The sequence below is a fragment of the Kitasatospora sp. NPDC001527 genome, from assembly GCF_040298605.1.
Taxonomy (GTDB): Bacteria; Actinomycetota; Actinomycetes; order Streptomycetales; family Streptomycetaceae; genus Kitasatospora.
In genome coordinates, this window is record NZ_JBEPAM010000048.1 from 1 (window position 1) to 13,553 (window position 13,553).

The following is a 13,553-nucleotide window of genomic DNA, read 5'->3' on the forward strand; positions in this document are numbered from 1 at the left end:
GCTGTGCGGGGGTGTGGGTGGGGCTTGGTCCCGGGCGGGGGACAGGGGGGGGGTTTTCCCGGGCCGCTCAACCGCGGGTGGGCCCCCGCGGGGGTGTGGCCGCGCGGGGCACCAGTGCTTGGGCAGAGCTCAGGGGTGGTGGGTGGTGATGGTGATCGGGTGGGCGGTCCAGCTGGCGAGTTCGCCGACGTAGAGGGTGACGCTCCAGGGGCCGCCCCGGGCGAGGCAGCGGGCGATGCCGTCGCCGCTGCCCGGGCCGATGCAGATGCGGATGAAGTCGCGGTGGGCGGCGCGGATCGGGAGCGGGCGGACGCGCTCCCAGAGCACGGGGAGCGCGTGGTCGAGGCTCGGGAAGACGGCGGGCAGCATGATGCCCGAGATCCCGGCCCGGACGGCGCTCACGCGGAGGCCGGGTCGGGGGAGACGTGGCACCAGACGAACTTGCCGACGCCGCCGACGCGGGGGCAGTAGCCCCACTGGGTCGCCAACTCGTGGACGAGCAGCAGGCCGCGGCCGGCCTCGTCGGCGTCGGAGGCGGTGCGGAGGGCGGGCTTCTCGTTGTCCGCGTCGTGCACCTCGATCCGGAGGGTGAGGTCGGGGGCGAGGTGGAAGCGGACGTAGATCAGCCGGTCTCGGGGGGTGCGGGCGTGCTGGACGGCGTTGGTGACGAGCTCGCTGACCAGCAGCTCGCCGCTGGGGAGGAGGAGTTCGCCGGAGGGGAGGGGGAGGAGGAAGGAGCGGAGCTCCTGCCGGGCGAGGCGGGGCGACTTGCGGTGCCGGGGCAGCCAGCAGGTCCGCTCGGCGGGGGTGGGGGAGACGGTTTCAGGCATGGCGGAGCCACCTCTGGTCGGTCTGGGTGACAGCAGCTGAAGCAGGCATGGGGATGCCCGGTGAATGGCCCGCCATCATCACAACGTGTCGAAGGGCGGACTACGTTGAGTAGCATGCTACTGGGGACTTCCAAAGTGCAAGTCCCCACTTTGGAAGTGATCAAAGATTGTTGTCGCGGGCCGGGGGCGGCAGACTGACAGCGCACAGACGCTGGGAGGTCACGCGTGCCGGTGAACAGGAATCCGACGGTCCGACAGCGGAGGCTCGCTCGAACTCTCAAGGAGTTGCGGCTTGCTGCGGGTATGACGATCGCTCAATCGGCCAGACAGCTGGCCTGCGCCGAGAGCAAGATCAGTCGGATCGAGGCTGCCCAGTCCGGCATCAGGCTTGTGGATCTCAGGCTGTTGCTCGACCTCTACGGGATGACGGAGCAGGCGAAGCGCAGCCAACTGGAGGACTTGTCCCGGGACGGGCGCCTGCGTGGGTGGTGGGACAGGTATTCCGACACCCTCTCGCCTCTGTACGCCGACTACATCTCGCTGGAGGCCGATGCCTCCGACGCCTACAGCGTGGAGACCTTCCTGATCCCGGGCCTCTTGCAGACGGAGGATTACACCCGGGCCGTGGTCCGGGCGCAGATAGAGGACGCCAGCGTCGAGCAGGTGGAGCGGCTGACGAAGGTCCGGTTGGAGAGGCGGTCGGTGCTCACACGCGAATCTCCGCTTCGGCTATGGGTTGTGCTATCGGAGTCCGCGCTGAAGCACCAGATCGGTGGTCGGGTGGTGATGCGGGAGCAGCTCGACTACCTGGTCACCATGGCGGACCAGCCGAACATCAATATCCAGGTGTTGCCGGAGGAATCGGACGTTCATGCCGCGCTGTTCGGTCCGCTGGTGATCCTCAGCTTCCCCGAGAGCACCGAGACGGACGTCGTCTATGTGGACAGCCTCCTCAGCACGCTCTACATCGAGGAGCCGGGAGAAGTCTTCAACTACTCCAACCTGTTCCGGCGGGCGCTGGCCGAAGCCCTGCCGCGCAAGGAGTCAATCGCGCTCATCAAGCGCATCGCGAAGGGAAATCACAGCGATGAGTAGCATCCCTCAGGGTTCGGCCACTGCTGACCTGATCTGGCGGAAGTCCTCATACTCTGGCGCGCAGAGCAACTGTGTAGAGGTGGCCGGTGGTGTGGCCGATGCTGTGCCGGTGCGTGACTCGAAGGATCCGGGTGGGCCGGCGTTGCTGTTCGAGGCTGATGCTTGGGCTTCGTTCCTGGCTGGGGTCAAGGGTGGGGAGTTTCCGGGCGGCTGACACAGCAGAGGTGCCCCGCGCGGCTGTGGCCGTGCGGGGCACCTCTTTGTCGTCTTCTGTTCCTAGAAGTCGTCGTCGAAGGAGACCGAGCCCTCGACGGCGACCTGGTACGCGGAGACCCGGCGCTCGAAGAAGTTGGTCAGCTCCTGGACGTTCTGCAGCTCCATGAAGCCGAACGGGTTCGTCGAGCCGTACCGGATCGGCAGGCCCAGACGGGCCAGACGCTGGTCGGCCACGGCCTGGAGGTACTCGCGCATCGACTCGGTGTTCATGCCGGGGAGGCCGTCACCGCAGAGGTCCTGGGCGAACTGGAGCTCGGCCTCGACGGCCTCCTCCAGCATCTCCGTGACCTGCTTGGCCATCTCCTCGTCGAAGAGGTCGGGCTCCTCCTCGCGGACGGTGTCGACCACCGACATCGCGAAGTCCATGTGCATGGACTCGTCGCGGAACACCCAGTTGGTGCCGGTCGCCAGGCCGTGCAGCAGACCCCGGCTCCGGAACCAGTACACGTAGGCGAACGCGCCGTAGAAGAACAGGCCCTCGACGCACGCCGCGAAGCAGATCAGGTTCAGGAGGAACGCGCGGCGGTCCTCCTTGGTCTGCAGCGAGTCGATGTGGTCGACCGCGTTCATGTACTTGAAGCAGAACTGGGCCTTCTGGCGGATGGAGGGGATGTTCTCCACCGCGGCGAAGGCCGCGTTGCGGTCCTCCGGGTCGGGCAGGTAGGTGTCCAGCAGCGTCAGGTAGAACTGGACGTGCACGGCCTCCTCGAACAGCTGCCGGCTCAGGTAGAGCCGGGCCTCCGGGGAGTTGATGTGCTTGTACAGGCTCAGCACCACGTTGTTGGAGACGATCGAGTCCCCGGTGGCGAAGAAGGCGACCAGCCGGCCGATGAGGTGGCGCTCGCCCTCGCTGAGCTTGGCCAGGTCGGCGACGTCGGAGTGCAGGTCCACCTCCTCGACGGTCCAGGTGTTCTTGATCGCGTCGCGGTACCGGTCGTAGAACGACGGGTAGCGCATCGGGCGCAGCGTCAGCTCGAAGCCGGGGTCGAGCAGCATCTTGCGGTCGTCGTCGGACATTACTGGCAGGCCTCGCAGGACTCGGGGTTCTCCAGGGAGCAGGCGATGGCGTCCTGCTCGGCCTGGGTCATGGTGGGGGCGTTCACGGGCACCGGGGCGGCGGCGCGGGCGGTGCCGGACGCGGCCTGGGCGATCCGGGTGGCCGGGCGCGAGCGCAGGTAGTAGGTGGTCTTCAGACCGACCTTCCACGCGTAGGCGTACATCGAGCTGAGCTTGCCGATGGTCGGCGCCGCCATGAACAGGTTCAGCGACTGGCTCTGGTCGATGTACGGCATGCGGGCCGCGGCCAGGTCGATCAGCGCGCGCTGCGGCAGCTCCCAGGCGGTGCGGTACAGCGAGCGGACCTCGGCGGGCAGCCAGCCGAGCTCCTGCACCGAGCCGTTGGCGTCGCGCAGCGCGTCACGGGTCTGCTGGTCCCAGACGCCCAGCTCCTTGAGGTCGCGCACCAGGTACGGGTTGACCTGGAGGAACTCACCGGAGAGGGTCTCGCGCTTGAACAGGTTGGAGACCTGCGGCTCGATGCACTCGTAGACACCGGCGATGGACGCGATGGTCGCGGTCGGCGCGATCGCGAGCAGCAGCGAGTTGCGCAGGCCGGTCTCGGCGATCCGGGTGCGCAGCGCGGCCCAGCGGTCGGCCCACTCCGGCGCGGCCGTCGGGAAGTGGTCGATGTGCAGCTCGCCGCGGGCGGCGCGGGTCTCGCCGTAGGCCTCGTGGCGGCCCAGCTGCTCGGCCAGGTCGGCGGAGCGCTCGTAGGCGGTGAGCATGATGCGCTCGGCGATGAGCGTGGACAGCCGCGCGGCCTCGGCGGAGTCGAAGTCGATCCGCAGCTTGAAGAAGACGTCCTGCAGGCCCATCACGCCCAGGCCCACCGGCCGCCAGCGGGAGTTGGAGGCGCCGGCCTCGGGGGTCGGGTAGAAGTTGATGTCCACCACGCGGTCGAGGAAGGTGACGGCGGTGCGGACGGTGGCGTCCAGGCGCTCCCAGTCCAGCGCGTTCAGCAGGTCGTCGGCCGACGCGCCGTCGGCGACGTGGGCGCCGAGGTTGACCGAGCCGAGGTTGCAGACGGCGGTCTCGGAGTCGTCGGTGACCTCCAGGATCTCCGTGCAGAGGTTGGAGGAGTGCACCGTGCGGCCGGGCAGCGCGGTCTGGTTGGCGGCGCGGTTGGAGGCGTCCTTGAAGGTCATCCAGCCGTTGCCGGTCTGCGCCAGGGTGCGCATCATCCGGGCGTAGAGGGTCTGCGCGGGGATGGTGCGCACGGCCTTGCCGGCCAGCTCGGCCTTGAGGTAGGCCTCGTCGAACTCCTCGCCCCACAGGTCGACCAGCTCGGGGACGTCGGCGGGGGAGAACAGCGACCAGTCCGCGTTGGCGTTGACCCGGCGCATGAACTCGTCCGGGATCCAGTGCGCCAGGTTGAGGTTGTGGGTGCGGCGCGCCTCCTCGCCGGTGTTGTCGCGCAGCTCCAGGAACTCCTCGATGTCCGCGTGCCAGGTCTCCAGGTAGACGCAGGCCGCGCCCTTGCGGCGGCCGCCCTGGTTGACGGCGGCGACCGAGGAGTCGAGGGTGCGCAGGAACGGCACGATGCCGTTGGACTTACCGTTGGTGCCGCGGATCAGCGAGCCGCGCGAGCGGATCCGGGAGTAGGACAGGCCGATGCCGCCGGCGTGCTTGGACAGGCGGGCGATCTGCGCGTACCGGGAGTAGATCGAGTCCAGGTTGTCCAGCGGGGAGTCCAGCAGGTAGCAGCTGGACATCTGCGGGTGCCGGGTGCCGGAGTTGAAGAGGGTCGGCGAGGAGGTCAGGTACTCCAGCCGACTCATCAGGCGGTACAGCTCGGCGACCTCGGCGACCGACTGCTCGGTGTCGCCGACCGCCAGGCCGCAGGCGACGCGGAGCAGGAAGTACTGCGGGGTCTCGACGACCTTGCGGGTGATCGGGTGGCGCAGCAGGTACCGGGACTGCACGGTGCGCAGGCCGAAGTACTCGAAGCGGTCGTCGCCGGCCGGGTCGACCAGGGCGTCCAGGGCGGCGGTGTGCTTGGCGACGAAGGCGGCGGTGGTGTCACCGATCAGGCCCTCGGCGTGGCCGACCGCGATCGAGGTGGAGAACGAGACCACGCCCTGGCTCGCCGCCTCGTCCACGATCTCCAGCGCCAGCAGCCGGGCCGCGAGCTTCGAGTACTGCGGGTCCTCGGCGATCATCGAGGCGGCGGCGTCGACGGCCAGCCCGCGGAGCTCGGCGAAGTCCGAGCCGGCGTGGCGGCCGCGGAGCGCGGCGGCGGCGACATGGCCGGGGTCGACCTGGGGGAGGTCGGCGCTGCGGTCGGTCAGGAGGCGCAGGAGCGCACCGCCGGGGTCGGAGACCGTCGGGTCGGCGGGGGCGGAGCTGGAACCCTGGGCGGGCAGGGTGGCTGAGGCAGCGGTGGTCAAGGCGCTCTCTCCTGGCGGCGGTCGACGGCGGTGGCTCGGGGCCGGGCCGTTCGGGGCAGGGGAGACCGCCGCGCGGGCCCGGAGGCGCCGCGCGCGTGTCGTCCCCGGCCCGCCCGCGAGGCCCGGAAGGTGGTGCTGGTGCCATGGCCTCTGCGGGGAGGCGTCGGCACGCCGTCGGCAGGCACTCGGACTCGCGGCGCACCTGGGGAAGGCGGCCGCACACCGCTGCGGGGCAGTCCCGGAGTCACACCGGGTTCCCCTGCGTCGACAGCAGGAGTGAGCATACATCTAGTGGTGCTTGCTGGATGCGACACCACATGTAGTGCAGCGTGGCGTGTTGCTCCGATGACCAGTGGTACGGGGACGGGGCCTGCGGTGCCCGTGGCGGGCCGGGTTCTGAAACGGATTGGTCACCGGATCGATCCCTCGTCCGGTGCATGCCCTACGATCTCGGCACATGAGCGAGGGAACGGGCGCTGCGGGGGACTGGGCCGGTAGGGCCGTGCCGCCGGAGCAGGGTCAGCAGCCTGGCACGCCGGGGCAGGCGCCGCAGCCGGGGCAGCCGCCGGTGCCGCCGCCAGGCGGCTTCGGGCCGCCTGCGACGCCGTACGTCCAGCCCGGGGCGGGGGTGCCGCCGCAGGGCCAGCCTCCCGTGGCGCCGCACGTGCCGTCCGGCGCGGTGCCGTACCCGCAGCCGGGGCCCCAGCCGGGGCCGCAGCCCGGACCTCAGCCCGGTCCCGTGCAGCCCCAGCCGCAGCCAGGACCCCCGCAGCCCCAGGCGGCGGCCGGTGGGCCGGCCCAGTTCGCCCCGTGGCCGCAGCAGAGCGCCCAGCAGCAGGTGCCGAGGGAGCCGGACTGGAACGCGATGGCGGACCGGCACGCCTCCGAGTCGCGCCGCCGCAAGCGGCTGGGGATCGGCGCCGTGATCGCGGCTCTCGTCGTGGTCGGCGGCATCGTCGGGGCCGGGGTGTGGATCAACGGCCGCGACAAGGGCGGTGACGACCCCAAGCCGAACGCGAGCACGTCCACGGCCGGCAGCCCGTCCGTCACGGCCACGCCCACCGAGCAGGCGCTGGCGGTCATCTCCGACGCCGCCACCGACAAGCTGCCGGTCGACGCGGCGACGCTGTTCCCGGACCAGACCCGCACCATCGACGGCAAGGTGTGGACCCGTCAGGTGACCGGCGCGACCGCCCCCTGCTCCAAGGCGACCACCGGCGGCCTCGGCCTCGCGCTCGGCGACGACACCTGCCGGACGGTGGTCCGCGCGACCTACGTCAACGGCGAGAGCGCCGTCACCGTCGGCGTCGCGGTCTTCGACAACAAGGCCGGCGCGGACCGGGCGCTCGGCCGGCACGCGGGCCTGATCCAGGGTCTGTCCGGTACCGGGGTCGCGATGTTCTGCGTGACCGACAAGTCCGGCTGCGCCGAGACGCACGCGGCGATCGGCCGCTTCGGCTACTTCACGGTGGCCGGCTCGCTGAAGCAGGGCGCGGACCAGAGCGACCAGCTCGCCGCGGCCGCCGCCGGCCCGCTGGCGGATCGCACCAAGGACGTCCTGCTGGCCCGGGGCAGCCGCACCGGCTGACCCCCGGGCGGGGTGGGTGCCCCGGACGGGCGGCGCGGAGCGGTCGGATAGGATGACCGCCCTCGGGGGAGGAAGGCGCCCCCCGCGGCCGCCCGGACGGGGAATCAGCGAGCAGGAGGTACCGCGCGGTGAGCGCTGCCGTCAATGCGACCAGCAGACGGCGCAGAGCGGCGGGCCGCAGACGCGGAACGGGCGAGTCCGTTCCGGCGATGCTGCTGCCGGCGCCGCCCACTTCGCAGGAGAAGTACAGCTACACCATCCGGCACCAGTGGGTGCTGACCCTCTGTTCGATGGTGAGCTTCGGATGCCTGGTGCTCAGCCAGGCCGAGCTGTACTCGTTGGGATCGTGGTTCTGGCTCTGCGTGCCGTTCCTGTTCTTCACCGTCGTCTACTACGTGGTGTCGCTGCGCGTGAACAGCTTCACGCCCAACTTCGACGTCAAGGAGCACCGCCGGCTGGTCCGGAAGTGGAACCCCGCCGAGTACCCGACGGTGGACGTCTTCCTCCCGGTCTGCGGCGAGCCGATCGAGGTGCTGCACAACACCTGGACGTACGTGCGCAAGATGGCCGAGCACTACCCGGGCCTGGTCATGCCGTACGTCCTGGACGACGCCGCGAGCCCGGAGGTCGAGGCGATGGCCGCGGACTTCGGCTTCCGGTACGGGGTGCGGGAGAACCGCGGCTGGTTCAAGAAGGCCGGCAACCTGCACTACGGGTTCGGCCGCTCGGACGGCGAGTTCATCCTCATCCTGGACGCCGACTTCGCGCCCCGGCACGACCTGCTGCACGAGGTGCTGCCGTACCTGCAGCGGGACCCGAAGCTGGGCATCGTCCAGTCGCCGCAGTTCTTCCGGGTGCTGGACTCGCAGAACTGGATCGAGCGCGGGGCCGGTGCCATCCAGGAGCTCTTCTACCGCTCGGTCCAGGTCGCCCGGCAGCGCAACGACGGCGCGATCTGCGTCGGCAGCTGTGCGGTCTACCGGCGGGCCGCGCTGGTGGAGAACGGCGGCACCACGCTGATCGCCCACTCCGAGGACGTGCACACCGGCTTCGACCTGCGGGCCCTCGGCTGGGACCTGCAGTACATACCCGTGGCCCTGTCCACCGGCGTCTGCCCGGACAACGCCCCGGCGTTCCAGAACCAGCAGTACCGCTGGTGCATGGGCTCGATGTCGCTGATGACCAGCCGCAAGTTCTGGCACACCAAGCTCGACTTCACCACCCGGCTCTGTTACATATCCGGGTTCCTCTACTACATCCACACCGCGCTGCTGACCTTCGCGCTGCCGATGCTGCCGATCATGCTGCTGCTGTGGCGGCCGGACCTGCTGCAGGTCCAGCACCTGGTCCTGGTCCTCCCCAGCCTGGTGTACGCCACCCTGATCTTCCCGCTCTGGCACCGGGCGCCCTACCGGCTGGAGGCCTGGGCGGGCCGGATGATGTACGGCTGGGCGCACTTCTTCGCGGTCTGGGACCTGGTCCGGGGCCGCCAGCGCGGCTGGCAGCCGACCGGCTCCAGCAAGGCCAAGAACCGGCAGCGGCGGTTCTGGGCCGGCGTCGTGGTCTGGGGCGGCGGCACCGCGCTGGTCTGGGTGGTCGCGGCGGTCTACCGGATGTTCACGCTGTACCCGCTGGACTTCGCCCTGGTGCTCTCCTCGGGCCTGTTCTACGCGGTGACGGTCGGCCGCATCCTCATCCAGCCCCGATCCCAGGACGCCGTGGCATGAGCCTCCCCACCCGCACGCCCGGCGCCGGCCGCCGGGTGCGTGCCGCACTGTTCCGCGCCCTCGCGGCGGCCCTGCTGGTGCTGCCGCTGGCGGCCTGCGACCTGCTCGCCGAGAAGCCGCTGGGGCCCGCGGCGGCCGCTCCCGCCGCGCCCTCCGAGGGGGGCACGGCCTCCGGGAGCCCGTCCGGCGCCGCCCCGGCCCCGCCGACCAGGACCGCCACCCCCGACGCCGCGCTGCCCTACGACGTCCGCCCGCTGCTCAAGCCGGCCAAGAAGTACCTGGGCGTGGCCGTGGACGGCGCCCCGGCGTCGATGGCCGGCGTGGACGAGTTCGCCGGCCGGATCGGCAAGCGGCCGAACATCGTCGAGTACTACTCGGGCTGGGGCGACGAGTACGACGTCAACGGCGTGACCAACGCCTGGCGGGGCGGCGCGCTGCCGTTCATCGCCTGGGAGCCGTACAAGACGCCGCTGGCCGACATCGCGGCGGGCAAGCACGACGACTACATCAAGCGCTACGCGGCGGCCGTGCGCAACACCAACGTGCCGGTCGCGATCAGCTTCGCCCACGAGTTCAACGGCACCTGGTACGACTGGGGCACCAAGACGACCACGCCGGCCGACTTCGTCGCGGCCTACCAGCACCTGCACGACGTCTTCACCCAGCTCGGCGCCGGCCAGGTGATCTGGGTCTGGAGCCCGAACAGCATCAACCCGGTGCCGACGGTGGCGCTCAAGCCGTACTACCCCGGCGACACCTACGTCGACTGGGTGGGCATCGTCGCCTACTACACCCACCTGGAAGCCGGCACCTTCGACACCCTCTACACGCCCACCCTCACCCAGATCCGCACCTTCACCAACAAGCCGTGGATCATCGCCGAGACGGGCTCCGAACCGGGCACCCGCAAGGTGTCCGACATCTACAACCTCGCCGCGAACGTGATCAAGCGTCCGGACTGCCTGGGCTTCATCTGGTTCAACCTCAACAAGGAGGTCGACTGGCGGATCGAGGGCGACCCGCAGTCCCAGAACGCCTTCAAACAGGCGGTCTCCGACGGCCGTTACAGCTTCGATGTGAAGAGCCCCTGATGACGTCCATCCCCACGCCCCGCAACCGCATCGCCGAGCAGACGCCGGTCCGGGTGCCCGACACCGGCGGCTCGTGGTTCGAGGGCAGCCACCCGGCGCCGCCGTCCCTCCCGCAGGAGGAACGGCCCGAGGACGGCGCGCGGTTCAACGACGGCCCCGCCGAGCACGGACCGGCCGAGGACGGTCCGCCCGAGGACGGGCCCGAGGGCGGCGAGCTGCCCGACGCCGACGGTCCCGACCCGGACGCCCCCGACGCCGACGCCCCCGACGGCGAGCGGCCCGAGGGCCCCGGCTACACCCTGCCGACGGTGCCCGAGGCCAGCTGGACGCTCGACCCCGGCCGCCGCCGCTCCTGGATCAGCCGCGGGCTGCTGCTGGTCATCCTGATGATCCAGACCGCAATGTCCGTCCGCCTGTCGAACACCGCGTTCCAGGACGAGGCGCTCTACATGTACGCCGGGCACGCGCAGCTCTCGCACTGGCTCTACGACACCCCCGTGCCGAAGGACTACAACACCTACTTCTCCGGCGCGCCGACCCTGTACCCGATCGCCGCCGCCGTGCTGGAGAACCACTTCGGCATGCTCGGCGTCCGGCTGTTCAGCCTGGCCTGCATGCTCGGCGCGACCTCGCTGCTCTACGGCTTCACCCGCCGCCTGTTCAACGAGCGGGTGGCGCTCGGCGCCGCGGCGATGTTCGCGGTGACCCAGTCGACCGTGGTGCTCGGCTTCTTCGCCACCTACGACGCCCCGGCGGTGCTGCTGCTCGCGCTGGCGATCTGGATCGTGGTGCGCACCGACCGGGCGCCCGCGGCCGCCGTGCTGGCGGCCGCGCCGTTCGCGGTGCTGGCGGTCGGGCTGAAGTACGCCTCCGCGCTCTACCTGCCCAGCCTGGTGCTGCTGGCGGTGCTGACCGGGCGGCGGAACCGGAACCGCCAGCCGGCGCTGCGCGGCGTCCTGCTCGCGGTCGGCGCGGGCGGCCTGCTCTGGCTGGGGATGACCTTCACCGATGTCCTCAAGGGCGTCCGGGCGACCACCACCCAGCGCGCGCACGGCACCGAGCCCTGGACGGAACTGGCCCGCCAGTGCGTGGAGTTCGGCGGCCTGGTGTTCGTCACCGCGGTCGGCGGCGCGGTCGCGTACGCGCTGCGCGGGCGGATGAACGAGTCGCCGCTGGTGCGCACGATGACCGGCCCGGGGCGCCGCCGCCGGATCCTGCTCGGCCTGCTGCTGACCGGCACCGCGCTGCTCGCCCCGGCGTACCAGATGCACCTCAACACCTCGGTGGCGCTCTACAAGCACCTCGGCTTCGGCCTGCTGTTCGCCGCCCCGATGGCCGGCATCGGCCTGGCCCGGCTGGTCGGCCCGCACTTCCGGCACCCGCAACTGGGCATCCTGCTCTGGGTGGTGACGCTCGCCCTCGGGCTGACCCAGTCGACCTGGCGGTTCGACACCTGGCCCGACTCCAGCCGGATGACCGAGGTGGTGCGCCAGCACGTGACCAGCACCGGCCGCTACCTGGCGTCGGCCGACAACGTCCCGGTCTACTACACCCGCGACCTGACCCTGCAGAGCCAGTGGACCTCCACCTACGGCATCGGGTACGTCGACAAGGCGGGCGCGCTGCACACCGGCGACGACGGCTACCGGACCGCGATCGCGGACGGCTGGTTCGACCTGGTGGTGCTCGACGGCGTCGCCACCCCGGACACCGACCGGGTGGTGGCGGAGGCGCTCGCGCAGAGCCCGCACTACCGGCTGCTCGGACGCATTCCCTTCACACACGTCGGTGGAACCGGGTACTACCGGATCTGGGTCAAACAGTAGCGATGACCACCCCGATCAAGGCGACGGGCGGGGCGGCGAACCTGCCGCCGCGGCCCGGCCACCCGCCGATACCCCCGTTCCCGCCCGCCCCGGCCGCGCCGCCCGCCCCGGCGGTGGCGCCGGGCGACGGCGAGCGCGCCGTCCCGCCGTGGCGCGCCGCGCTCGCCGTCGCCCTGCCGCCGGCGCTGCTCACCCTGGCGCTCTGCCTCTACGGCATCGGGGACCGCCAGCTCTGGCGGGACGAGCACGCCTCCTGGTGGGCGGCCGACCTCTCCTGGTCGGACCTCGGCGCGCTGACCGGCAACATGGACCTGGTGCTGGCGCCCTACTACGTGCTGCTGCACCTGTGGATCGCGGTCGCGGGCGACTCCGAGGCCGCGCTGCGACTGCCCTCGGCGCTCGCCATGACCGCCGCCGCCGGCTGCGTGGCCCTGCTCGGCCGGCGCCTGCTCTCGCCGCGGGCCGGACTGCTCGGGGGCCTGCTGTTCGCCGTCTGCCCCGCGATCACCTGGTACGGCCAGGACGCCCGGCCGTACGCCTTCGCCGTGCTGGCGGCCGTCGGCAGCACCCTGCTGCTCACCCGGCTGGTCCAGGACCGCCCGGGAGCGGTGCCGGCCGCGCCGCGCGCCGTGCTGCTCGCCTGGGCCGGCTACGGGCTCACCGTGGTCGCCATGGGGCTCACCCATGTGGTGACGCTGATGGTGCTGCCCGGCCACCTGCTGCTGGTGGCCCGCGAGTTCCGCCGCGCGCCGGCCGCGGCGCACGACGGCGGCGCCCGCTGGGTGCTGCTCGGCCGGTGGGCGCTGGCCTCGGCGGGGGCGGTGCTGCTGCTGAGCCCGCTGCTGCTGCTCGGCGCCGGGCAGAGCGGGCAGATCGCGTGGAACGAGCGCGACTGGGACGACCTCGGCGCGCTGGTCACGGACCTGGCCGGGTCCGCCGCGCTCGGCTGGACCCTGCTGGTCGTGGGCGTGCTGGGGGCGGTGAGCCTGCTGGTGCTGCGCCAGCAGGGCGCCGGTCTGCTGATCTGCTGGGCCCTGGTGCCGGTGCTGCTGACCCTGGGGACCGCGCACTGGCTGCACCTGTTCCTCGCCCGCTACCTGCTCTTCACGGTGCCCGCCTGGGCCCTGCTGGGCGCCGAGGCGGTCGGCCGGCTGCCCGGCCTGGTCTCCCGGTTCACCGCCTCGGGGACGCCGCCGCGCTGGGTGGCCGGACCGGCTCCGCTGCTGGCGGCCGTCGCGCTGGCCGCCGCGCTCGCCGCGCCCGCCCAGGCGTCGGTGCGCGCGGACCTGCCCGGCGAGGCGGACGCCCGGGCCGCCGCCCGGCTGATCGGCGGGGGACTGCGCCCGGGCGACGGCGTGGTGTACGAGCCGGGCAGCTCGCTGCGCCGGTCGCTGGCCTACGAGCTGCGCGGCCGGCCGGCGCCCGCGGACGTCCTGCTGCGGGTGTCCCCGGAGCGGGCCGGCAGCTTCGGCGGGCTGGAGTGCGAGGAGCCGGCCCGCTGCCTGGCCGGCACCCGGCGGGTCTGGCTGCTGGTGTCCGGCACCGACCGCCGGCCGTTCGGCGCCGTCTCGGACAAGCTGGCCAAGGAGCTGAACGGGTTCCGCGTGGTCCGCACCGAGAACGTGCCGCACCTGCGGGTGGTGCTGCTGGAGCGCAAGAGCGGGTGACCGGTGG

Annotated in this window: 11 protein-coding genes and 1 riboswitch; of the genes, 7 read left to right on the forward strand and 4 right to left on the reverse strand. The window is 71.7% G+C overall.

The genetic code is table 11. The features are described from left to right. Positions 1–129: 129 nt before the first annotated feature. Together ABT238_RS31220 and ABT238_RS31225 are read right to left on the reverse strand one after the other, a co-directional pair. On the reverse strand, positions 130–402 hold the full coding sequence (locus ABT238_RS31220; protein WP_350562784.1) for a hypothetical protein: 273 nt from the start codon (positions 400–402) through the stop codon (positions 130–132). After that, on the reverse strand, positions 399–830 hold the full coding sequence (locus ABT238_RS31225) for an ATP-binding protein (protein ID WP_350802189.1): 432 nt from the start codon (positions 828–830) through the stop codon (positions 399–401). The genes ABT238_RS31220 and ABT238_RS31225 overlap by 4 nt, the downstream gene beginning before the upstream one ends. Positions 831–1,061: 231 nt before the next feature. Between ABT238_RS31225 and ABT238_RS31230 the strand changes: the two genes are divergently transcribed. Together ABT238_RS31230 and ABT238_RS31235 are read left to right on the forward strand one after the other, a co-directional pair. After that, entirely contained in the window at positions 1,062–1,925 is an 864-nt protein-coding gene (locus ABT238_RS31230) for a helix-turn-helix domain-containing protein (RefSeq protein WP_350802205.1), read from the forward strand. Further along, entirely contained in the window at positions 1,918–2,139 is a 222-nt protein-coding gene (locus ABT238_RS31235; protein ID WP_350802190.1) for a DUF397 domain-containing protein, read from the forward strand. Before ABT238_RS31230 ends, ABT238_RS31235 begins: the two co-directional genes overlap by 8 nt. 62 nt (positions 2,140–2,201) lie before the next feature. Here ABT238_RS31235 and ABT238_RS31240 read toward each other — a convergent pair whose 3' ends face one another. Further along, on the reverse strand, positions 2,202–3,218 hold the full coding sequence (locus tag ABT238_RS31240) for a ribonucleotide-diphosphate reductase subunit beta (RefSeq protein ID WP_350562776.1): 1,017 nt from the start codon (positions 3,216–3,218) through the stop codon (positions 2,202–2,204). Further along, the gene (locus ABT238_RS31245; protein WP_350562811.1) at positions 3,218–5,623 is read right to left on the reverse strand and encodes a ribonucleoside-diphosphate reductase subunit alpha; all 2,406 of its coding nucleotides are present in this window, start codon (positions 5,621–5,623) and stop codon (positions 3,218–3,220) included. The genes ABT238_RS31240 and ABT238_RS31245 overlap by 1 nt, the downstream gene beginning before the upstream one ends. A 183-nt stretch (positions 5,624–5,806) precedes the next feature. Next, positions 5,807–5,935: riboswitch (cobalamin riboswitch) on the reverse strand. A 451-nt stretch (positions 5,936–6,386) separates the two neighbouring features. On the opposite strand from ABT238_RS31245, the gene ABT238_RS31250 reads away from it, so the two are divergent. From ABT238_RS31250 to ABT238_RS31270, 5 genes are all read left to right on the forward strand, one after another. Beyond that, positions 6,387–7,235: a hypothetical protein gene (locus ABT238_RS31250; RefSeq protein ID WP_350562774.1), complete on the forward strand. Its 849-nt coding sequence runs from the start codon at positions 6,387–6,389 to the stop codon at positions 7,233–7,235. Positions 7,236–7,444: 209 nt separating this feature from the next. After that, positions 7,445–8,962 carry a glycosyltransferase family 2 protein gene (locus tag ABT238_RS31255; RefSeq protein WP_350562809.1) on the forward strand — a complete coding sequence of 506 codons (1,518 nt, stop codon included), beginning with the start codon at positions 7,445–7,447 and terminating at the stop codon, positions 8,960–8,962. Next, on the forward strand, positions 8,959–10,053 hold the full coding sequence (locus tag ABT238_RS31260) for a glycoside hydrolase family 26 protein (protein ID WP_350562772.1): 1,095 nt from the start codon (positions 8,959–8,961) through the stop codon (positions 10,051–10,053). The genes ABT238_RS31255 and ABT238_RS31260 overlap by 4 nt, the downstream gene beginning before the upstream one ends. After that, positions 10,053–11,879 (forward strand): ArnT family glycosyltransferase, encoded by a 1,827-nt coding sequence (locus tag ABT238_RS31265; RefSeq protein WP_350802191.1) that lies wholly within the window; start codon positions 10,053–10,055, stop codon positions 11,877–11,879. The genes ABT238_RS31260 and ABT238_RS31265 overlap by 1 nt, the downstream gene beginning before the upstream one ends. A gap of 2 nt (positions 11,880–11,881) precedes the next feature. Next, a complete protein-coding gene (locus ABT238_RS31270) occupies positions 11,882–13,546 on the forward strand; it encodes a glycosyltransferase family 39 protein (RefSeq protein WP_350802192.1) in 1,665 nt (554 codons plus the stop codon). The last annotated feature ends 7 nt before the right edge of the window (positions 13,547–13,553 follow it).

Bases quoted from the DNA above. Each gene is read 5' to 3' on its own strand.
- ABT238_RS31225 (WP_350802189.1), bottom strand. From the start codon at position 830: ATGCCTGAAACCGTCTCCCCCACCCCCGCCGAGCGGACCTGCTGGCTG.
- ABT238_RS31235 (WP_350802190.1), top strand. From the start codon at position 1,918: ATGAGTAGCATCCCTCAGGGTTCGGCCACTGCTGACCTGATCTGGCGG.
- ABT238_RS31240 (WP_350562776.1), bottom strand. From the start codon at position 3,218: ATGTCCGACGACGACCGCAAGATGCTGCTCGACCCCGGCTTCGAGCTG.
- ABT238_RS31255 (WP_350562809.1), top strand. From the start codon at position 7,445: ATGCTGCTGCCGGCGCCGCCCACTTCGCAGGAGAAGTACAGCTACACC.
- ABT238_RS31260 (WP_350562772.1), top strand. From the start codon at position 8,959: ATGAGCCTCCCCACCCGCACGCCCGGCGCCGGCCGCCGGGTGCGTGCC.
- ABT238_RS31265 (WP_350802191.1), top strand. From the start codon at position 10,053: ATGACGTCCATCCCCACGCCCCGCAACCGCATCGCCGAGCAGACGCCG.
- ABT238_RS31270 (WP_350802192.1), top strand. From the start codon at position 11,882: ATGACCACCCCGATCAAGGCGACGGGCGGGGCGGCGAACCTGCCGCCG.